We start from the raw sequence: 21,306 nt of genomic DNA on the forward strand, positions 1-21,306 counted from the left end.
CGGTGGCGCCGCGCCAGCATCGCCGCACCTGGCGCCGCGGCCTTTCGCCGACAATGGTGCGGCTTGTCTCGGCCATTTTTGTGCTGCAGCTCGTCTCCAGCGCGTTGGTGATCCTGTTTCTGCGCGGGCAGATGCTCGACGTGGTGCGGCTTGACCGCGAGCGGCAGGTTATCGACGTGCGCGACGACCTCCTCGCTGCCTATTACGACGGCGGGCGCGAGGAACTGGCCGAATTCATCACCGCCCGCCGCGGCAGCGCGGCCGATCCTGCCGTTTTCATTGCGCTGACGGGCAAGGGTCAGCCGGTGCTCAGCAATCTCGTGCGCGTGCCGGATATCCCCGCAGCGGCGCGGCCCCAGCCCGTCGTCGTCCGGCGCGGGCCGGATCAGGCGCCAAGCGAGGGGCTGGCGCTTGTCGGCCAGCTCTCCGATGGCGAGCGGCTGATTGTCGGCGTCGTCAGCCTTACCGAGCGGCGCATCGATGCCGCCTTTGCCGCGACGGTCGAACTGACCATCGCGGTCGCCGTGCTGATGGGCCTGCTGAGTGCGGTTGTCGTCGGCTTCGTCATCAGCCGCCGAACCCATCTCATCGCCGAAACCGCAGCCGAGCTTGCTTCGGGCAACTTCGGCGCGCGCGTGCCGATTGAAGGCACGGGGGACGGTTTCGATCACCTGCGCCTGCAGCTGAACCTGATGGCAGAACGGATCGGCGAGCTGGTCAGCCAGCTGAGTGCGGTCTCGGGTGCGCTGGCACATGATCTGCGCTCACCCGTCACCCGGCTCTCGGCCGCCATCGATGTCGCTCTGGCAAGGGTGGAGGAGCCGCGGGCGCTCGAGGCGCTGCAGGCGGCGCGGGCCGATGCGGATGCGCTGCGCGCCATGCTGGAGACGGCGCTGGAGATCAGCCTGATCGAGGGCGGTGCGGTGGAAGATCGCCGGCGCCCGCTCGAACTGTCAGCCGTGGCCGAGGATCTGGTCGAACTCTACGATCCGCTTGCCGAGCAGCAGGACGTGCGGTTCGAAGCGCGGCTCGAGCCGGTGACCGCGCCGGCTGACCGCGAATTGCTCTCGCGCGCGCTCGCCAATCTGATCGACAACGCGCTCAAGTATGGCGGGAAGGCGGTCGTGGTGAGCACGCACCGGACCATCGACGCGGACGGTAAGCTTTGGGCCGAGATCGCGGTCGAGGATGATGGCCCCGGCATTGCGCCGGCAGACCGGACCCGCGTCGTCGAGCGGTTTGTCCGGCTCGACGATGCGCGGACGCAGCCGGGCGGAGGGCTGGGACTCGCCATGGTGGCGGCGGTCGCGCGGCTCCATGGCGGCAGCTTCACGCTGTCCGATCCCGCCTCAGGCGGCAAGGGCCTTGTCGCTACCTTGCGTCTTCCCGCCTGAGACCGGCCCACCTGAGACCTGGTCGGCCGAAACGCGGCCCGTCCGCTCCAGCTTGCCCCAGCCGATGCCGAGGCCCTGCAGTGCCGCACCGACCGCGCGGATCACCACGCCGTACATCAGCTGGCGATAGACGAAGCGCTGGCTCAGCAGCAGCACCGGCGGGAAGCGCCGCTCGCGCACGTCGAGCCGGTAGGCGACCCACCCGCAGACGAGATCGATCGCGGTGAACGCGGCCCAGTAGAGGCCCATGCGCAGCACATCGGTCTGTGTCTGCGCCCAGCCGTGCTGCATGATCCTGAGCACCGTGCCGATGATCGAGACGCCGAGCGCAAGGTCGATCAGCGGCGAGATCAGCGCGAAGAGGATCTGGAACAGCCAGGCTTGCGGCATCCCGACGAAGGCGAGCCCTGCTGGCTGGCGCTGCCACAGCACCGACCGGTGCTTCCACAAGCACTGCAGCGTGCCGAACGCCCAGCGGAAACGCTGCTTGGAAAGGGCTCCGAGCGTTTCTGGGGCTTCGGTCCAGGCGACCGCGTCCTCGTCGTAGCACACCTTCCAGCCCTTGCGCTGGATGGCGATTGTGAGGTCCTGATCCTCGGCCAGCGTGTCTTCCGGATAGCCGCCGACGTCGCGCAGTGCGCTGCGCCGCCAGGCCCCGACCGCGCCGGGCACGACCATGATCGCGCCAAAGCGGGTGAGGGCGCGGCGCTCGATGTTCTGCGCCGTCACGTATTCGACCGCCTGCCAGCGGGTGACCAGATTGACCCGGTTGCCCACCTTGGCATTGCCCGCCACCGCGCCGACGCGGGCATTCACGAACCAGCGCACCAGCCGCGCGATGGTCTGCGGCTCGAACTGGGTATCGGCATCGAGGGCGACGACGATCTCGCCGCTCGCCACTGCCAACGCCCGGTTGAGCGCGGAGGCCTTGCCGCCATTGGCCATCGTCATCAGCCGCACTTGCGGATGGTCCCCGAAGGCAGCCGCAACGATCGCGCTGGTGCGGTCCTTCGAGCCGTCGTCCGCCACGATCACTTCCATGTGCGGATAGTCGCTCGCGAGGATGCGGTGGATCGAGCTCTCGATCACGCGCTCCTCGTTGTAGGCGGGGATGATCACGCTGACCAAAGGCTGGTAGCCGTTATCGAGCGCTGGAACCTTGCGCTTGTCGGGCACGAGCGCGAGGCCGGTGAGCCCGAGCGCGCGGATCACACCGAGCGCAATGGCGAAGAAGAAGCTCCAGTTGAGCGCCGCCAGCAGCAGGGCCAGGACCGAGAAGATCGCCACATCGACACGCACTGCGGCAAGGTCCCAGCCTTTGACCGGCGGCATGACGTCGTCACGCTTGAGGCCGGCGAGCGTGGAGGCGGGCACGAGGCGGTAGCCATCGGCCTCGAGCCGCTCGATGATTCGGGGCAGGGCCGCCACGGTCTGCTCGCGATTGCCGCCGCCGTCGTGCAGCAGGATCACGTTGGCGCTGCGATCGGGCGCGGCGTGCTCGACCGCGTCCACCGTGCGGCTCACGATCTCGTCGGCGCTGCGCTTCATCCAGTCGCCCGGATCGGCGTGGAGCCCGACAACGGTATAGCCCTCGCTCTGCGCGATCAGCGCCGGCCCGAGTTCGTCCGAGGTCGTCGGCTCGGCGTCGCCGAAATAGGGCGCGCGGAACAAGCGGGTGGAGCGCCCGGTATAGGCCTCGATCAGGCGCTGCGTGGCGTTGAGCTCGAGCCGGATGCCGGTCGCCGAGTCCTCGGCCATGTTGGGATGGGTGTAGCTGTGGTTGCCGATCTCGTCCCCGTCGGCGACCATGCGCTGCAGCAGGCTGCGCCCGGCCACGCCGTTCTCGCCGATGATGAAGAACGTTGCCGGCACATGATAGCGCTCGAGCACCGAGAGCACTTCGGGCGTGTATTTGGGATCGGGGCCGTCGTCGAACGTCAGCGCGACGAGCTTGGGCCGATCACCGGTGCGACGCACGACATAGGGCGTCGGCAGAGCGGCATAGCGCTCGTCGTCGATCAGTGCGGGACGGCCCGGCTGGGCGGCGGTGTAGTGGAGCTGGCGCGAGCCTTCCTCGGGCGTCGCGTCGATGCGCAGGATCTCGCCATTGCCTTCGACATCGACGTTATTGGTTTCCTTGATCCGGCCGAGATCGGGCGCAAGCCCGTGCGGTGCGCGCCAGGCCTTGAGCACGTCCCAGAAGCCCGGATCTTCCGAACCCAGCCGCCACAGCGCCACCGATCCGACGCCAAGGCGTGAGAGCATCTGCATCTGGTTCCAGCTGGCGGCGGCATCGAGCATCCACACCTGATGGCGCTCCGGCGGGGTCGCCGCATTGGCATCCTCGTCGTCGAGATAGCCGAAGCCGGTATTGCCGCTGGCCTTGTCCCAGGTCGGCGTGGTGCCGCTGTCATGCGCGGAAAGCCAAGCTTCCTCGACGGTCTGGACGTCGGCATGACCACCGTGCCAGTCGTAGCCGTAGTTGCCGAGTGCGACGATGACCTTGTCCGCCGCGAGCCCCTTGAGCTGATCGGCCAGATGGCCGGCAAACCAGCCGTTCGATGCGATCGGGCCTGGCTCGCCGCCCTGCCAGTGCTCGTCATAGGCCATCAGCACGACCTTGTCGGCGACCGCTGCCAGCTGCTTGGCCGACCAGTCCGCATCGTCGATCGGCATGGTCACCGCAACGACGCGGTGCTTCTGCGCAAGCCGGGCGTGGAGGTCGGCAACGAAGCTGCGCAGCGCGGCGATGCCGGGCTTCGGCAGGTTCTCGAAGTCGATCATCACGCCGCCGTCGCCCGACCGGTCGAGCGCCGCGTCGATCTGGTTCACCAGCGCCGCGCGGCGGGCGGGGCTTTCCATCAGGGCCGTCGCGCCTGCGCCGTCCCACTTCGCGTTCGCGGCGTTCTGCAGCACCGGCACCACCAGCGGACGGTGCAGCGCCGAGGTCAGCACGCGGCGCAACGGGGCATCGTCTGTGACCACCAGATTGCCGTCCGCACCCAGCGAAAACAGCGTAGGCGCCACCCAGTCGAGCTGGCCGATATGGCGCTGCAGCGTCTGCGCGCTGCCGTCGGTCCACGAGGTGTAGAAGCCGACACTGAGCGCCTGCCCGCCGCCATGGGCGACCGGTGCGCCGGAGCGGCCGAACAGCTGATGAAGCCGGTTGGAGATGCGGCTGACCTGCGTCTTGAGCGGGAAGGGCGCCTGCCGCTCGAAACCGAGCGGAAGCGGTGCGGCAGGGGGGACGGCCACGACGGTGGTCGCAAAGATCACCGCGGCCACGAGCAGGACGACGAGCCCGATGAACGCGCCGCGGCGCGTCAGGCGGCGGCGGCGGCCGGTGGGATCGAAGAAGATCGGACGAGACACGTGGCAGTTCCCCAAGAATTGCGCCGGAGTCGGCAAACCCGCGCACGAGGCATTCGCCCCGCACGGACTTGATTTGCGGTAGCCGGATGGGTGACGATGGGCGCCGGACCGGCAATCGGAACAGGGGACCGTCACGTCACGATTCCCGTGACAGGCGCCCATCGTCGAGGCCCTTTCTAGGGATCGGCGCCCGTCGCCGGTGTGAGCAGAACATTACGCTTTGGCCATTTTGCCGATCGGTTCCGCAGCTGGCCTTGCCCGCATGACCATCTGGGCCGCGAAGGCGAGCGCGGCCAAGGCCTTGGCCATGTTGCCTGCCCCCAACCGCCGTGCTGCCCTCGATCGCCTGCGCCAGTTCGTGCCGTGCGCCGGCGCGTCCTATACCTCGAACCGCAACACCGATCCGGGGCCCGGGCGGCCGGCTGCGGTGTCGCGGCTTTCGCCCGCGGTGCGCTACCGGCTGGTGACCGAACAGGATGTGGTGGCCGAAGTGCTGGGGCGGCACAGCTTCAATGCGGCCGGCAAGTTTATCCAGGAAGTCTGCTGGCGGACCTACTGGAAGGGCTGGCTGGAACTGCGCCCGGCGGTGTGGCGCCGCTACCTCGCGGAGCTTGAGGCGGCGCGGAGTGCCACTTCTGGCAGTGCCGATCTGGCGGCGGCGGAAGCAGGCGCCACCGGCATCGACTGCTTCGATGCCTGGGCGCGCGAACTGGCCGAGACCGGCTACCTGCACAACCATGCCCGGATGTGGTTCGCCTCGATCTGGATCTTCACTCTGCGCCTGCCGTGGACGCTCGGTGCGGATTTCTTCCTGCGCCACCTGATCGATGCCGATGCGGCCAGCAACACGCTGTCGTGGCGCTGGGTCGCGGGGTTGCAAACGGCGGGCAAGACCTATCTCGCGCGCGCCGACAACATCGCGCGCTACACCGACGGCCGCTTCGCGCCGCGAGGACTCGCGCAGGAAGCCATTGCGCTAACCGAAGCGCCGGTCGGGCCTGCGGGCACTCTGGCGCCGCTTACCACGCCCGATCTTGCTGCGCCGAGCCTGCTGCTGGTGCATCACGAGGACCTCAATCCCGAATCGCTGTTTGCCGCCAATGCACCGGTGGAGCACGTGCTCGCGGTGTCCGACCCCGCGCTGCTCTGGGGCGATGCGGCGCGGCGCTATGCAGGGGATGCGACCGCCGATGCCGCCAAACGCGCGTCGGCCCATTTTGGCTGTGGCTCAACGCTGGCGGATGCACTCGATGCCGATGCGTTGCTGTCAGCCGCACGGGCAGCGGGCGCGCGGCAGGTGCTGACACCCTTTGCCCCGGTCGGCCCGGTCGCCGACAGGCTTTCCGCACTGGAGCCCGCGCTCGCCACCGAAGGCATCGCGCTGCGTCCGGTCCGCCGCCGCTGGGATGCGGGCCTCTGGCCCCATGCGCGGCGCGGCTTCTTCGCCTTCGACGCCGAGATCGAGGGGCACTTGCGCGCCGAGGGACTGGCATGAACCAGCCGCTGCAGGTCGTGTGGTTCAAGCGCGACTTGCGCGTGGCAGACCATCGGCCGCTGGCGCTTGCGGCTGCGCAAGGGCCACTCCTGCCGCTCTATATCGCCGAGCCCGGGCTTTGGGCGCAGGACGACGCCTCGGCCCGGCAATGGGCCTTTGCGGCCGAGAGCCTCGCCGAAGTGCAGGCGGCGCTGGGGCACCTCGGCCAGCCGCTGTGCGTGGTGCGCGGCGAGGCGGTGGCGGTGCTGCGCAAGATCCACGCGCGGCATGGGATCGCCGCGCTGTGGAGCCACGAGGAAACCGGCAACGGGTGGACCTACGCCCGCGACAAGGCGGTTTCTGCGTGGGCGCGGGAGGCGGGCGTGCCGTGGCACGAGCTGCCGCAAACCGGCGTGATCCGCCGCCTCAAGACCCGCCACGGCTGGGCGCGCGCGTGGGATCGCCGCATGGCTGAACCGCTGGCCGCGCCGCCCGCGGCGCTCCAGCCGCTGGGCGCCGACTGGCCCACCCGCATCCCGGTCGCCGCCGATCTCGGCCTCGCGCCCGATCCTTGTCCGCATCGCCAGACCGGCGGACGCGGCGCCGGCCTCGCCACGCTTGCCAGCTTCCTCGAGCGGCGCGGGCGCGAGTATCGCTGGCAGATGTCGAGCCCGGTGACGGCGTTCGATGCCAGCTCGCGCCTCTCGCCGCACCTCACATGGGGCACGCTTTCCATGCGCGAGGTGTCGCAGGCGAGCGCGGATCGCCTCAAGCGCCTGCGCGGCGACGAAAGCGCAGGCGCACGCAGCTGGCGCGCCTCGATGATCTCGTTCACCGGGCGCCAGCACTGGCACTGCCATTTCATGCAGAAGCTGGAGGATGAACCGCGCATCGAGTTCACAAACCTCCACCCCGCCTACAACGGCCTGCGCCCCGATGTGCCCGATGCCGAGCGGCTGGCGGCTTGGGTAGCGGGACGCACCGGCTTTCCGTTTGTCGATGCCTGCCTGCGCGCGCTGGATGCCCACGGCTGGCTCAATTTCCGCATGCGCGCGATGCTGGTATCCTTCGCCAGCTACCAGCTCTGGCTGCCCTGGCGTGCCACGGGGCTGCACCTCGCGCGGCAGTTCGTCGATTACGAACCGGGCATCCACTGGAGCCAGGTGCAGATGCAATCGGGCACAACGGGGATCAACACGATGCGCGTCTACAACCCGGTCAAGCAGGGCCATGATCAGGACCCGGAAGGGCGATTTGTGCGGCAATGGGTGCCCGAACTCGCCGATGTACCCACCCCGCTGATCCACGAGCCGTGGACGTGGGACGGCGCCGCGGGCCTCGCCTATCCGCCGCCGATCGTCGATCACGCCAAGGCGGCCGCCGCGGCGCGCGATGCCTTGCACGCGGTACGCAAGGGCGCGGGGCACCGCACGACCGCCAGCCGGATCGCCGAGAAACACGGCAGCCGCAAGGCGGGCATGCCGATGACGGGTCAGAAGTCCCGCCGCCGCGCGACGAATACCCAGCTGGCGCTCGATCTGTGAGCCGTCTGGTCCTCGTGCTGGGCGATCAGCTCAGCCTCTCGCTTTCCTCGCTGCAGGCGGCGGACAAGGCGCATGACCGCGTGCTGATGGTCGAAGTTCACGAGGAGGCCACGTATGTGCGCCACCACAAGAAGAAGATCGCCTTCCTCTTCAGCGCCATGCGCCACTTCGCCAAGGAACTGCGTAGGCACGGCTGGACGGTCGACTATGTGACGCTCGACGCCGCTGGCAACACTGGCAGCTTTTCCGGCGAGGTCGCCCGCGCGGTGGAGGCGCATCGCCCCGAACGCATCGTGGTGACCGAAGCGGGCGAATGGCGCGTCTCGCAGATGATCGCGGGCTGGGAAGCCGCGCTGGGCCTTCCCGTCGAAGTCCTTCCCGATGCGCGCTTTGTCTGCCCGCTGCCGGTGTTCCGCGAATGGGCGGTGGGGCGCAATGCGCTCAGGATGGAATACTTCTACCGCGATATGCGGCGGCGAACCGGCCTCCTCATGGAGGGCGACAAGCCCGCCGGCGGCGAATGGAACTACGATGCGGAAAACCGCAAGGCCGCTGCGCCCGATCTGTTCATGCCGCGCCCGCCGATGTTCGCGCCGGATGCCATCACGCAGGAGGTCATGGCGCTCGTCGAGGCGCGCTTCGGCAATCACTTCGGCGATCTCGAACCTTTTGCGTTTGCCGTCACCCGTGCTGATGCCGAGGCCGCCTTCGCTGCCTTCGTGAAGCGCGCGCTGCCCCGGTTCGGCGATTATCAGGACGCGATGCTGGCCGGCGAGCCGTATCTCTACCACGCCGTCATCGCGCAGTATCTCAACTGCGGCCTGCTCGATCCGCTGGAGGTCTGCCGCGCGGTGGAAGCCGAATGGCAGGCCGGCCGCGTGCCCCTGAATGCCGCCGAAGGCTTTATCCGCCAGATCATCGGCTGGCGCGAATATGTGCGCGGGATCTACTGGCTGACGATGCCGGGCTACGAAAAGCGCAACTTCCTCGAACACACCCGCCCGCTGCCTGATTTCTACTGGACTGCCGAAACCGACATGGCCTGCCTGCGCGCAGCCGTCACCCAGACGCGCGAGCACGCCTATGCCCACCATATCCAGCGCTTGATGGTGACGGGCACCTTCGCGCTGATCGCCGGGATCGATCCGCACGAACTCCACGAGTGGTATCTCAGCGTCTACGCCGATGCCTATGAATGGGTCGAGCTGCCAAACACCGTGGGCATGAGCCAGTTCGCCGATGGCGGCCTGCTTGCCTCCAAGCCTTATGCCGCGAGCGGGGCCTATATCAACCGCATGTCGAACTACTGCGGCACCTGCCGGTATGACGTGAAGCAGCGGACGGGTGCGGATGCCTGCCCGTTCAACCCGCTCTACTGGGATTTCATCGCGCGCCACCGCAGCAAGATTGGCGGCAACCCGCGCATGGCGCAGATGGTGCGGACCTATGACAAGTTTGCCGATGCGGAGAAGACGCGGATTGCTCAGAGTGCGGCGGCGGTGCTGGAGAAGCTCTGACCGTTCGAGCAAATCGAACGCAGCCCCGCATATCTTCCGGCTGTTGCGAAGGAGCGCGGCGCCCTAGATTGGCAGAATGAAACAGCCTGTCTTCTTTCTCTCCCATGGCGGCGGCCCCTGGCCCTGGCTCGATGGTCCGTTCCGCGAAGGCTTTGCCTGGCTCGAAGCCTCGCTCAAGGCGCTACCCGCGCAGCTGCCAGAGCGCCCGCGCGCGGTGCTTGCCGTGTCGGGTCACTGGGAGGAGCCGGAGTTCACCGTATCGAGCGCTGCACAGCCCGGCATGGTCTATGACTATTACGGTTTTCCAGAGCACACTTACCACATCTCTTATCCCGCACCGGGTGATCCGGCGCTGGCGGCGCGCGTGTGCGAGCTGGCGGCGGCGGCCGGGATTATCGTCGGCGACGATACTGCGCGCGGGTTCGATCACGGCACGTTCTCGATGATGCAGCCGATCCGCCCCGAGGCGGACCTGCCGGTGGTCAGCCTCTCGATGAAAATCGGCTATGATCCTGCCGCGCATCTGGCACTGGGCCGCGCGCTGGCGCCGCTGCGCGAAGAGGGCGTAGTGATCATGGGCTCGGGTCTTTCCTACCACAACCTCAGGATGTTCGACGCGCGCGCCGCAGAGCCTTCGCGCCAGTTCGACGGCTGGCTGCGGCACAGCCTGATCGATCTGGAGCCGGAGGCCCGCGTCTCCGCCATGCTGCGCTGGGAGCAGGCGCCCTATGCGCGCGTAACTCACCCGCGCGAGGATCACCTGATCCCGCTGATGGTCGCGGTGGGCGCGGCGGGGAATGACCCCGCCGTGTGCGTCTATTCCGAGAGCGACTTGCGCGGCGGCATCACTGCCTCTTCCTATCGCTTCGGCGAGGACGTGACGCCGAGCGGCTTTGACAAGCTCGCCGCCTGAGGCCGCGCGCTAGGGATTGCACGCCTCGCAGTGCATCGGATCGGCGCTGATCGCCGATACGGGGCGCTCTTCGCTGTTGCCGCAGCCCTCGCAGGACCACACGTTCGCCCGGGTCAGCTGTGTCGGGCTCTTGCACCACGCACAGGGCAGGCCGGCGACACGGCTCGTGATCGCAAAGCCAGGCCGTGTGCAGGCCGGGCAGCGGCTGCGCGAACGGCGCACCAGATCGATCATGGCGCGCCGGATCGCGCGCATCCGCTTCGGATTGCGGTGCGCGCGCATGTCGGTCTCCACATGCGCCGCGCCGGTCAGCGCAATGGTCCGCGCGATCACTGCCGCAAGTTCGGCCTCGGTTTGGGCGGTCTTGAACAGGGCCAGCTGCGGTGCAGGCCGGCCATCGAGCACGCCCATCACGATCACGCCGTGCGCCGGAAAGCCTGCTTTCGCCGCAAAGGCGAGGCCCGCAGCGGGATCCGTCACCACGGCATGCGCGAAGTTCGTGTCCATCCCGGCGTACTGGCCAAGCAGCTCCAGCCCGGCCTCGCGGTCGATCAGCAGCACCAGCTCCCGGCCAAGCGCTGCGAACGGCAGCAGCGGGTGCGGACCGAAGCTGCCCTCGCTCGCGATTGCCACGCGCGCGTCCGGCATGAGTCTGAAGGCAGCAGCGATCTTCGCCCGCGCTGCATCGCGCGGGGCTCCAGTCCGCTCGATCTCGCGGCTGAAGGTGCCGAACAGGTCGGTATCGAGCCCCTCGGCGACGCGCAGATCGAGGCCCAGGAAACGCACGGCTAGGGGGGCAATTGCCCGCTCCTTGCCGTGCATCGTTGCCAGGACGGCCAGCGCGCCATTCCATGGCGGGAGTAAGCCCGCCATCGCTCAGATCGCCATTTCCGCCTGTGTCGCAGTCGGGAATGCTTCCAGCGTGGGCTCCCACTTCAGATCGCCGGCATAGCGCCAGGCGAGCTTGCCCTCGTCGTCGATCGCGAAGAGGTGCAGCCACTTGTTGTCGAACAGCGCGCGCACCCCGGCATGCTTTTCGAGCACCGTCGTCATCGCCTCGCGCGGGGCCTCGATGCAGACCGAAAGGCGTAGCGGCTCGTGCATCAGCTGGTGCCCGTCATGGACCGATTGCCACGGCAGCCCTGCGCGCAGCGGCCCGCCGTTGCCCTCGATCACGCCGATTCCGCCGACCACGTTATGGAGCAGCTTGTTGCCGCCGCCGAACAGCTGCGGCGCCACGCTCGAGCCGTAGTATTGCAGGCTGATCCAGCTCGCGACGACGACCGGCGCGGTCATGATCAGCTCGAGCACGCCAAAGCCCTCGTCCCGCCGCCAGATATAGTCGTGGAGGAAGGCGCGGCCTTCGAGGCTGCGGCCCGCGGTGCGCTGGCGCGGTGCAGCGATGAACGCCTTGCAGCCCGCCAGCGCCCATTCCGCCCGCGTCTCCGACCAGTCACGGCTGCGCTTGATCACGCTGGCGTCGTCCCCGGCGCGCGGCAGGCGCAGCGCGCGCTCGCTGCGGGTGAGCACGGCGGCGGCGGCCAGCCATTGCTCGGCCTGGGCGATGGCATCACGGTGGGCATCGATGGGCTGGTCTTCGGTGTAGAGCGTCACCGCATCGGTCGTCGTGTCATGCAGCGCTGCGATGAACAGCGTTCCCTGCGGAATGACGATACCCTTGTCGATCAGCCCGGTGCGCACTTCGGGATCATTGAGCAACCCGGCCAGCAGCCGCGCGTTGACCTCGCCCGAATAGCCGCCGCAGGCGCCGCAGTGGAGGCCGCTGGCATGCGGGTTGTTGACGACATTGGCGCCGTGGCCAGCGAGCAGCACCAGCGGTGCAAAATTCGTGGTGAGCGACATGGCACCGAGGATCGAGGCCGCCATGCCGACACGCGTCGCCGTATCGGGCGCGGGATCGGCAAAGGGCTTGGGATCGCGCGGGGGCTTGTTGGCCTTGAGGCCCAGCGCGTCCTTGACCAGCTTGCCGATATAGATCGGGCCTGCCGCCTCGACGAAGGCGAACGAGGAAACCGCAGCGAGCTTGAAGCGGCCCCAGGCGCGCGCCGCGCGCGCGGTGTGACGGGCATCGGTCGCGCCTTCACCGCCGGTGCGGCTGGTGAGCCCGGCGTTGAGCAGGACCGGCAGGCGGTGCTCATGAACATCCGAGGCATAGCGCTGGTGCGAGGCGGTGAGGCCGAAGAAGCCCGCAAAGCCCAGCGTCTGGATCCGCCGATCAAGCGATTCAAGCGCGCGGCGAAACACTTCGGAGCGCACGTCGATGCAGAAGGCAGCTTGCAGAACCGGGGTCTGGCGTTCGAAACCGCTGAGCGGCGCGCTCAGGGTTTCGGCCAGCGCGGACTGCCCGGCGCGCTCGGCGGCTTCCTGCAGGATTGCGTCGATGATCTGGTCGGCAGTGGGCTCGACCGGCTCCTCGTGCGCGGCGATGGTCGCAAGCCACGCCTGCCCGATCTCGCTGCCATAGCGGGTGAGCAGGGCCTGCTCCCACAGCAGGCGGATGGTGAGGAAATCGGTGATCGTCTCGTCGCTGCGCCCGGCCAGCTCGGCCTGCCACAGTTCATACCGCGCAACATGGGCCCAGCCGCCGAGCGTGACGAGCAGGCTGTGGAAGTAGGTCTCGAGCGCAGCGGACGGCAGCTGCATGGCGGCGACTGCGCTGGCCAGCGCCTCGGCCGCGCGTTCCGGCGCATCGGCAACAAAGCTGCCGAAACCGGTGAGGCCGGCGATCTCGGGCGTCAGATCGTGCGAGGCAACGGCCTGCCACACCGCGTAGGCGCCCTTGCCGCGCGGCGCGGCCCAGAGCGCCTGGCCCTGATCGAAGTAGCCGCCTGCCCAGGCGCCGAAACGTTCGGCGATCACGCCGGGCCAGTCGATGCCCGATGCCTTGGCGGCAAGGTCCGCGACTGTCGGGATCGCCTTCATCGGCGCCGGATCATGGGCAATCGCGGCCTGCAGCGCGGCGAGCGTCGCAGGCTTGCGGGGGTGGGGCGAAGCGCCGAGCGCGGCGGCAAGGTCGGCTTCGGTGATCGCCCGGCTCGCCAGCTTTTCGCGGTAGAACTGGCGCGGCATGGTGACGGGCGTGCCCGAAACGCGCGCCATGAGCGCGGCGGTCTCGGCAAGCGTGAGGCCGGTTTGGCCGAGGTAGGGGTTGACCGCGACGCTCGAGGCCAGCGGCCAGACCGGCGGGAGGGCCCGCGCCGCGCCATCGGCGGCAACCTTGAGCTGGGCGAGGGTCTGGCTGTTGTCGGTGGGGATCATGAGCATGGGAGTGATCCTTCGGGAAGAGGGGGCGTGGTGTCAGGCGGGCTTCTTGAGCGCCCAGCCGCCGAGCATCCGGTCGAACAGGGCATTGGCGTAGAGGCCGTTGGAGAGGTGGACGCGCAGGCCCGCCGCCGCCGGGTGGTAGGCCCAGAGCGGGAACATCGACTGCGCTACCGCGACCAGGCCGAAGCTCAGCACCGCCAGCACCATCAGCGTCCATTCGAGCGGACCCGGCGCCGGGGTGGCGGGCAGCGTGCCCGCCGTGAGCCAGAGCGCGAGGCCGTGCAGCGCGAAGTAACCGATCGAGGCGGCGACGGCGTAGACTGCCATCTTGCGGGTGAGGGCGCGCGGCGCGCTGTCCGCCAGGCCCTGGGCGAAGAGGTAGGCGACACCGAAGATCAGGATGGCACCGAGTGCGACCGCCTGCGGCGACCGGTGGTGGAAGCCCGGGATGGCATCGAAGGCGAAGGTCATCAGCGTGTAGATCGCCAGCGCTGCGACAAACGCCCGGCCGACTGCCGCAGGGCGCGGGATTGCCACCGGACCCGGCCGGCGCGCCGCCGCGATCTGCTCGACCGCACCGCCCGAGGCGAGGAAGGCATGCGCCTTGTAGACCGAGTGCAGCACGATGTGGAGCAGCGCGAGCGGGAACAGCGCAAGGCCGCACTGCATGATCATGAAGCCCATCTGACCGACGGTCGACCAGGCCAGAGAGGTCTTGATCGCCGGCTGGGTGAGCATGACAAGCCCGCCGAACAGCGCGGTGAAGCCGCCGACCATGACGAGGACCGCCAGCACGCCGGGAGCGAGCAGCATGACATCGGCAAAGCGGATGAGCAGGAAGCCGCCCGCGTTGATCACGCCGGCATGGAGCAGCGCGGAGACCGGGGTCGGCGCTTCCATCACTTCGGTCAGCCAGCCGTGGAGCGGGAACTGCGCGGACTTGAGCAGCGCGGCCATCGCGAGCAGACCGGCGGCGGCCATCGCGGCATAACCGCCCATGCCGGCATGGGCAGCGGCAAGGATCGCCGGCAGGTCGGTGGTCCCATAGGCCTTGGCCATCAGCAGCACGGCGCCGAGCAGGGCGGCGTCACCGGCGCGGGCGGTCACGAACTTCTTGCGCGCGGCGCGCTGCGCAGCGACCCGCTCGGGATAGAACAGCAGGAGCTTGTGGAGGGCGAGGCTGGTGGCGATCCAGGCACCGAGCAGCTGGACGAGCGAACCTGCCGTCACCAGCAGCATGACCATGGCGAGTGTCGTCGCCAGCCAGGCCATGAACACGCCGTGGCGCGTCTCGCCATCGAGGTAGACGCGGGCATAGCGCACCACGATCCAGCCGACGAAGCTGACGAGGAGCAGCATCGTCGCGCTGATGAGATCGAGCCGGGCCGCCAGCAGCGGCAGCGCCGGGCCTGCGGCGGCGAGCGTCAGCGTGGTTGCCCCGCCCATCGCGAGCGCGGCCATCGCGCCGCCGGCCAGGACGACCGCCAGCAGCGCGAGGCTCTCGATCAGCGCCAGCGGGCTGCGGCCGATCCGGCCGGGCTGGGCAAAACCAAGCGCGGCAGCGATCAGCAGCAGCGCGGGAGGGGCAAGGACCAGAAGCGAAAGGGGCATGATCGGGGCTCCGCTGGAGGGGCTCGGAAAGTTGGGTGTCTCTAGCGGAACCGCGGGTCAGCAAAAAATTCATTGTTTAGCCGTTATCGTTCGCTTTATGTGAACGATATGGCCGAGCTCAACTACAACCACCTCCGCTATTTCTGGGCCGTCGCGCAGGACGGCAACCTCTCGCGCACCGCCGAGCGGCTCAACGTCTCGCAGTCGGCACTCTCAGTGCAGATCCGCAAGCTGGAGGACCGCCTCGGCCACGCGTTGTTCGAGCGGCGCGGCCGCGCGCTGCACCTGACCGAGGCCGGCCGCATCACGCTCGATCATGCGGAGGCGATCTTCGCCACAGGCGAGGAACTGCTCGGCACGCTGAGGGAAACCGGCGCGGCCCGGCAGGCGGTGCGGATCGGCGCGCTTGCCACTTTGTCGCGCAATTTCCAGATCAGTTTTGTCGAGCCGCTGCTGCCGCGCACCGACATCGAAGTCGTGCTGCGTTCGGGCAGCCAGGCGGAACTTCTCACCGCCCTGCAGTCGCTTGCGCTCGATGTCGTGCTGACGGATCAGGCGCCCGCCAGCGATGCGCTCACCCCGTTTATCGTGCACCGCCTGTCCGAACAGCCGGTCAGCCTGATCGGAGCCCCGGCCCTGCTGGGTGAGACGCGCGCAGTTGGCGAACTGCTCCGCTCGCACCCCGTTGTGCTCCCGGCATCAGGCAGCGGCATGCGCATTGGTTTCGATGGACTGGTGGATCGGATGGGTCTTCGGCCCCAGATCGCGGCCGAAGTGGACGATATGGCAATGATGCGCCTGATCGTGCGTGAAGGCCACGCGCTAGGCGTGCTCCCTGCGATTGCGGTGCGCGATGAACTCGCCGACGGCACGCTGGCAGAGGCTGAGGCATTGCCCGGGATTGTCGAGACGTTCCTTGCGGTCACCACCCAGCGCCGGTTTCCCAATCCGGTTGTCCGCGATCTGATTGATCGGTCGATGCGTGACCGCGTCGATCAGGTGTGAACAGTAGGTCCTGACCTTCGGCTATTCCCACTCGATCGTGCCGGGCGGCTTCGAGGTGTAGTCGTAGACCACGCGGTTGATGCCTTTGACCTCGTTGACGATGCGTGTCGCCACGCGGCTGAGGAAATGGGCGTCGAAAGGATAGATATCGGCGGTCATGCCGTCGGTCGAGGTGACGGCACGCAGCGCGCAGACGGCGTCGTAGGTGCGGAAATCGCCCATCACGCCCACGGTGCGCACCGGCAGCAGCACCGCGAAGGCCTGCCAGATCGCATCATAGAGCCCGGCATTGCGGATCTCCTCGAGGTAGATCGCATCGGCCTTGCGCAGGATGTCGCACTTCTCGCGCGTCACTTCGCCGGGGATGCGGATGGCAAGGCCAGGGCCGGGGAAGGGGTGGCGGCCGACGAAGACGTCGGGCAGCCCCAGTTCGCGGCCCAATGCGCGGACTTCGTCCTTGAACAGCTCCCGCAGCGGCTCGACGAGCTTCATGTTCATCCGCTCGGGCAGGCCGCCGACGTTGTGATGGCTCTTGATCGTCACCGAAGGACCGCCGGTGAACGAGACGCTTTCGATCACGTCAGGGTAAAGCGTGCCCTGCGCGAGGAAATCTGCACCGCCGACTTGCTTGGCCTCGGCCTCGAACACGTCGATGAAGGTCTTGCCGATGAACTTGCGCTTGGCCTCCGGGTCGGTCACCCCGGCCAGACCGCCCAGGAACAGCGCCGAAACGTCCTTGTGCACAAGCGGGATGTTGTAGTGCCCGCGGAACAGGCTGACGACCTGCTCGGCCTCGCCCATGCGCATCAGGCCGTGATCGACGAAGACGCAGGTGAGCTGATCGCCGATCGCCTCGTGGATCAGCACCGCGGCCACCGCCGAATCGACACCGCCCGAAAGCCCGCAGATCACCCGGCTGTCGCCCACCTGTTCACGGATTTCGGCGATCTTGGTCTTGCGGAACTCCGCCATTGTCCAGTCGCCGGTGCAGCCGCAGACATGGCGCACGAAATTGGCGATGAGCTTGCCGCCATCGGGGGTGTGGACCACCTCGGGATGGAACTGGGTCCCGTAGTACTTCTTCTCCTCGTTCGCGATGACGGCGAAAGGCGCGCCATCGGAGACCGCGACGATGCGGAAGCCCGGTGCGAACTGGGTCACCTTGTCGCCATGGCTCATCCACACCTGATGCCGCTCGCCCGGTGCCCAGAGGCCGTCGAACAGGGCGCAAGGCTCTGTCACGGTAAGGAAGGCGCGGCCGAACTCGCCGGAATCACCGGGCAGAACCTCGCCGCCAAGCTGCTGGCTCATCACCTGCTGGCCATAGCAGATGCCCAGGATCGGCAGGCCGCTCTCGAACAGCACCTGCGGCGCGCGGGGGCTGCCTTCGGCGGGCACGCTTGCCGGGGAACCCGACAGGATGATGCCCTTGGGCTTCATCCGGTGGAAGGCGGCCTCGGCCTGGGTGAAGGGGGCGATTTCGGAGTAGACCCCCGCTTCGCGCACGCGGCGGGCGATCAACTGGGTGACCTGACTGCCGAAGTCGACGATGAGGATCGATTCTGAAGGCTGAATGCTCATGGCAGGCGGATAATGATCTCGGTATCCGCTGTCCAGCGAGCCGCGAAAAAAGCGTAATGTGGCGATTGCGCAACATGCATCTGGTTTATAAAATGTTTTTTCTTTGAAACATTCGTGCTTCACCAAAGGGCATACCGCCAAAAAATCCTGATTTTTCAGCAAACAAGTCTTGATAAAGTACTGATTGCAAGGAATGCAACCGTGGTTGCCTTGTTCGCACTTGCAGCAGGGCAGGGAAGGCCTATTTGCGCCCTCGTTCCGAACGCTCCTGCGCAATCCACCACCCTGCCGGCGCGACGTGAACGGGAGAGGTCCCCTGAATGAGCCCAAAACAGGAGGACACTATGCGTAACTACACTTCGGCGATCCTTTCGCTGGTTCTGGCTGCTGGCATCAGCAGCATGTTCTTCGGCGCCACGCTCGTCTGAGCCTGTCCCGGTGAACGGCAACCCGCAGCGCGGGCTTCCCAAACGAAGCGGCTGCCTTACCCTTTAAGGCAGCCGTTTTTGTTTTCCGGCCAAATGGCTATGGACGGTGTCCATGGAGTTGCCGCCCGTCACCCCCCCAATCGTCACCCGCCCAATCGTCACCCGCTTTGCCCCGAGCCCCAACGGCCCGCTGCATCTGGGGCACGCTTACGCCGCAATCGTCGCGCATGATCGCGCCCTTCAGGATGGCGGCCGCTTCCTCCTGCGCATCGAGGATATCGACGGCGCGCGCAGCCAGCCCGAGCTGGCGGACGAATTCCGCGCCGACCTCGCATGGCTGGGCCTTGCGTTCGAGGAAGTGCCGGCACAATCCACCCGCATCGAGCGCTACCGCGAGGCTGCCAACAACCTGCGCGCGATGGGGCTGCTCTATCCCTGCCGCTGCACCCGCGCCGAAGTCGCCGCCGCAGCCACGCTGCAAGGGCCTGACGGGCCGATCTATCCCGGCACCTGCCTGCGCAATCCGCCGCTATCCGCCCCCGATCCGGTCTGGCGCCTCGATGTCGAGCAGGCCTCGGAACTGGCCGGCCCGCTCACCTGGTTCGATGAACGCCGCGGTCCGCAGAGCGCCCGGCCGGCGATGCTCGGCGATGTCGTGATCTGGCGCCGCGATGCACCCGCAAGCTATCATCTCGCCGCCACGCTCGATGATGCCGAGGACGGCGTCACTGTCGTCACGCGCGGCGCTGATCTGTTTGCCGCCACGCATATCCACCGCCTGTTGCAGGTCCTGCTCGGCCTGCCCGAGCCGCGCTGGCATCATCACCCCCTGCTCGTGGGTCCGGATGGCCGCAAGCTCGCCAAGCGCCGCAATGCACCTTCGCTCGCCGATCGCCGCCGCGCCGGCGAGGACGGCCGCGCACTGGCCGAGGCGCTGCGTTCTGCCCAGAGTGACACTGGCCGCTTTGACAGTGGTATTTCATTCCATGACGGCCTAGACCTAACACCATGACGATGCTTCTTGTTCCCGTGATCCTCGTGCTGATGGCACTGACGGTCTGGTCGCTCATCCGCGGCATTGGCGCCTTTCTCAGCAGCACCAAGGCTGATCTGGAAGGCGACGGCACGCGCGCAACCGAAATGCAGCTGCTGCAGAACAAGATGATGTTCAACCGCATCAAGTATCAGGGCCTCGCCGTGGCCGTGGTCGCGGTGCTGCTGCTGCTGACCCACGGCGGCCGCTGAACCTTAAGACGTGGTCAAGCTCAACAAGATCTACACGCGCACCGGCGATCAGGGCACGACCGGCCTTGTCGATGGCTCGCGCCGCGCCAAGCATGATCTCAGGATGGAAGCGATCGGCGAGGTCGACGAGCTAAACAGCGTGGTCGGTTTTGCCGCGCTCGCGCTCGAAGCCGATCGCGCCGCCCCGCTGCACCGGATCCAGAACGACTTGTTCGATCTCGGCGCCGATCTCGCGACGCCGCTGGGTGATGTGGGCGGGGCCGATTTCACGCCGTCCGAAATGGTCCTGCGGGTCGTGCCCGCGCAGCCCGCTCGGCTCGAGGCGGAGATCGATGCGCTCAACGCCGCGCTCCCGCCGCTGACCAGCTTCATCCTTCCCGGCGGGAGCGAAGGCGCTGCGCGTGTCCACCTCGCCCGCGCCATCACCCGCCGCGCCGAACGCGCGGCCACCGCGCTTGCGGCGAGCGAACCGGTCAACCCTGCAGCGCTCGCCTATCTCAACCGACTGTCGGACTACTTCTTCGTCCTCGCCCGCGCCATAAATGCCGGCAAGGATCCGCTCTGGGTTCCCGGCGGCTCGCGCTGACCCCACTCCCAAATCTGCGGCTTCCCACGCGCGCCAAACCTCACTAGGCAGCGCGCAAACGTGCAATCACGCGGGGTTCAAGTCATGCAGACAATCGCAGTCATCGGGGCCGGACAGATGGGTTCGGGCATCGCGCAGGTCGCGGCCGCATCGGGCAAGTCGGTGCTGCTTTCGGATATCTCGCTGGCCGTGGCCGAAGCCGCGCGCGCGAAGATCGAAAAGGGGCTGATGAAGCTGGCCGAACGCGGCAAGATTCCCGCCGAGGACGCCGTCGCTACCGTCTCCCGCATCACCCCCGTTGGTGATTATGCCCGCCTTGGCGAGGCTGACCTCGTGATCGAGGCCGCCACCGAGCGCGAGGATATCAAGCACAAGATCTTCGAGGCCGCCGGCAAGCACCTCGCGCCCACCGCGATCATGGCGACGAACACCTCGTCGATCCCGATCACCCGCATGGCGGTTTCCTCGCCTGATGCGCAGCGCTTCATCGGCATCCACTTCTTCAATCCGGTGCCGCTGATGAAGCTGGTCGAGGTGATTCCCGGCCTTGCTACCTCGGTCGCCACGATCGAGGCAGTGCGCGGCTTCGTCGCCGACATCGGCAAGGAAATCGTGCTTTCGCAGGATGAGCCAGGCTTCATCGTCAACCGCATCTTCGTGCCCTTCATCAACGAAGCGGCCTTCGTGCTCGGCTCGGGCACCGGCTCGATCCAGGATATCGACAAGGGCGTGAAGCTCGGGCTCAACCATCCGATGGGCCCGCTTGAACTCGCGGATTTCATCGGGCTCGATACCCTGCTCGAGATCATGAAGATCTACCTCGCCTCCACGGGCGACCCGAAGTACCGCCCCGCGCCGCTGCTGCAGAAGTATGTCGAGGCGGGCTGGCTCGGCCGCAAATCGGGCCGCGGCTTCTACGACTACAGCGGCGAGGTTCCCGTCCCGACGCGATAGGCTATTGGCCGTCCCGAGCGTCCGCCTCGTCTTCGACCTCGTCCTCGGGCGCGTTGGGCGCCGTGTTGCTCACTGCGGCGTTGCGGTGCGGGGATGGGCCATCGTGCACCTGCTCCGGGCTGGATGGATCGAAGCCTCCACCCTCGTCGATCCGGCGTTTGTCGTCTTCAGCCCAAGACTGGAATTCGGTCTCGCGGGCTTCCTCGCTCGCGTGCGCATTCGGCCCGGTCTGGCTCCACCAGGCGCCCGCGCCGGTGGTGGTGAAAGCGATCGCGCTCACGGCCATTAACAGCGCCCACGCGAAGGCATACCAGCGGCTGCGGAAGAGCAGTTCGTACACGGTCGGAGTCCGATCGATTGCGCTTTCGGCAGTGTGCGGTCGGCGTGGTTAAGAAAC

At 67.6% G+C, this 21,306-nt stretch carries 16 protein-coding genes; 10 read left to right on the plus strand and 6 right to left on the minus strand.

Features of this window, described 5'->3' with window-relative positions; all coding sequences use genetic code 11:
- Positions 1 to 2 precede the first annotated feature (2 nt).
- On the plus strand, positions 3 to 1,394 hold the full coding sequence (locus Q0082_RS04415; RefSeq protein ID WP_298190361.1) for a HAMP domain-containing sensor histidine kinase: 1,392 nt from the start codon (positions 3 to 5) through the stop codon (positions 1,392 to 1,394).
- On the opposite strand, the gene Q0082_RS04420 is transcribed toward Q0082_RS04415, so the two are convergent.
- On the minus strand, positions 1,350 to 4,766 hold the full coding sequence (locus Q0082_RS04420) for a glycosyltransferase (protein WP_298190363.1): 3,417 nt from the start codon (positions 4,764 to 4,766) through the stop codon (positions 1,350 to 1,352). The genes Q0082_RS04415 and Q0082_RS04420 overlap by 45 nt on opposite strands.
- Positions 4,767 to 5,028: 262 nt before the next feature.
- Here Q0082_RS04420 and Q0082_RS04425 point away from each other — a divergent pair, with 262 nt between their 5' ends.
- The 4 genes from Q0082_RS04425 (at position 5,029) to Q0082_RS04440 (ending at position 10,214) form a co-directional block, all read left to right on the plus strand.
- On the plus strand, positions 5,029 to 6,261 hold the full coding sequence (locus Q0082_RS04425; RefSeq protein ID WP_298190367.1) for an FAD-binding domain-containing protein: 1,233 nt from the start codon (positions 5,029 to 5,031) through the stop codon (positions 6,259 to 6,261).
- Positions 6,258 to 7,784, plus strand: coding sequence for an FAD-binding domain-containing protein (locus Q0082_RS04430; RefSeq protein ID WP_298190369.1), 1,527 nt, complete (start codon positions 6,258 to 6,260; stop codon positions 7,782 to 7,784). Before Q0082_RS04425 ends, Q0082_RS04430 begins: the two co-directional genes overlap by 4 nt.
- On the plus strand, positions 7,781 to 9,301 hold the full coding sequence (locus Q0082_RS04435; protein ID WP_298190371.1) for a cryptochrome/photolyase family protein: 1,521 nt from the start codon (positions 7,781 to 7,783) through the stop codon (positions 9,299 to 9,301). The genes Q0082_RS04430 and Q0082_RS04435 overlap by 4 nt, the downstream gene beginning before the upstream one ends.
- Positions 9,302 to 9,377: 76 nt before the next feature.
- Entirely contained in the window at positions 9,378 to 10,214 is an 837-nt protein-coding gene (locus Q0082_RS04440; protein ID WP_298190374.1) for a class III extradiol ring-cleavage dioxygenase, read from the plus strand.
- A gap of 9 nt (positions 10,215 to 10,223) precedes the next feature.
- Here Q0082_RS04440 and Q0082_RS04445 read toward each other — a convergent pair whose 3' ends face one another.
- Genes Q0082_RS04445 through Q0082_RS04455 form a run of 3 tightly spaced genes read right to left on the minus strand, consistent with a single transcriptional unit; the run spans position 10,224 to position 15,110 of the window.
- On the minus strand, positions 10,224 to 11,087 hold the full coding sequence (locus Q0082_RS04445) for a DUF6671 family protein (RefSeq protein WP_298190376.1): 864 nt from the start codon (positions 11,085 to 11,087) through the stop codon (positions 10,224 to 10,226).
- 3 nt (positions 11,088 to 11,090) lie between these two features.
- Positions 11,091 to 13,499 carry a DUF2309 domain-containing protein gene (locus tag Q0082_RS04450; RefSeq protein WP_298190379.1) on the minus strand — a complete coding sequence of 803 codons (2,409 nt, stop codon included), beginning with the start codon at positions 13,497 to 13,499 and terminating at the stop codon, positions 11,091 to 11,093.
- A 33-nt stretch (positions 13,500 to 13,532) separates the two neighbouring features.
- On the minus strand, positions 13,533 to 15,110 hold the full coding sequence (locus Q0082_RS04455) for a proton-conducting transporter membrane subunit (RefSeq protein ID WP_298190382.1): 1,578 nt from the start codon (positions 15,108 to 15,110) through the stop codon (positions 13,533 to 13,535).
- Positions 15,111 to 15,218: 108 nt separating this feature from the next.
- On the opposite strand from Q0082_RS04455, the gene Q0082_RS04460 reads away from it, so the two are divergent.
- Complete coding sequence (locus tag Q0082_RS04460; RefSeq protein WP_298190510.1) at positions 15,219 to 16,115, plus strand: LysR family transcriptional regulator; 897 nt, start codon at positions 15,219 to 15,221, stop codon at positions 16,113 to 16,115.
- A gap of 21 nt (positions 16,116 to 16,136) precedes the next feature.
- Here the strand turns inward: Q0082_RS04460 and guaA are convergent, their stop codons facing one another.
- On the minus strand, positions 16,137 to 17,696 hold the full coding sequence (gene guaA, locus Q0082_RS04465; protein ID WP_298190385.1) for a glutamine-hydrolyzing GMP synthase: 1,560 nt from the start codon (positions 17,694 to 17,696) through the stop codon (positions 16,137 to 16,139).
- 540 nt (positions 17,697 to 18,236) lie between these two features.
- On the opposite strand from guaA, the gene gluQRS reads away from it, so the two are divergent.
- The 4 genes from gluQRS (at position 18,237) to Q0082_RS04485 (ending at position 20,909) form a co-directional block, all read left to right on the plus strand.
- The gene (gene gluQRS, locus Q0082_RS04470; RefSeq protein ID WP_298190388.1) at positions 18,237 to 19,136 is read left to right on the plus strand and encodes a tRNA glutamyl-Q(34) synthetase GluQRS; all 900 of its coding nucleotides are present in this window, start codon (positions 18,237 to 18,239) and stop codon (positions 19,134 to 19,136) included.
- Positions 19,133 to 19,369, plus strand: coding sequence for an HIG1 domain-containing protein (locus tag Q0082_RS04475; protein WP_298190390.1), 237 nt, complete (start codon positions 19,133 to 19,135; stop codon positions 19,367 to 19,369). Before gluQRS ends, Q0082_RS04475 begins: the two co-directional genes overlap by 4 nt.
- A 10-nt stretch (positions 19,370 to 19,379) precedes the next feature.
- Positions 19,380 to 19,955, plus strand: a complete 576-nt coding sequence (locus Q0082_RS04480) for a cob(I)yrinic acid a,c-diamide adenosyltransferase (protein ID WP_298190392.1) — start codon at positions 19,380 to 19,382, stop codon at positions 19,953 to 19,955.
- Positions 19,956 to 20,039: 84 nt separating this feature from the next.
- On the plus strand, positions 20,040 to 20,909 hold the full coding sequence (locus Q0082_RS04485; protein WP_298190395.1) for a 3-hydroxyacyl-CoA dehydrogenase NAD-binding domain-containing protein: 870 nt from the start codon (positions 20,040 to 20,042) through the stop codon (positions 20,907 to 20,909).
- Between the two features lies 1 nt (position 20,910).
- Here the strand turns inward: Q0082_RS04485 and Q0082_RS04490 are convergent, their stop codons facing one another.
- Positions 20,911 to 21,249 (minus strand): hypothetical protein, encoded by a 339-nt coding sequence (locus Q0082_RS04490; protein WP_298190397.1) that lies wholly within the window; start codon positions 21,247 to 21,249, stop codon positions 20,911 to 20,913.
- Positions 21,250 to 21,306: the final 57 nt, after the last annotated feature.

This window comes from Novosphingobium sp. (genome assembly GCF_027489515.1).
Classification (GTDB): domain Bacteria; phylum Pseudomonadota; class Alphaproteobacteria; order Sphingomonadales; family Sphingomonadaceae; genus Novosphingobium.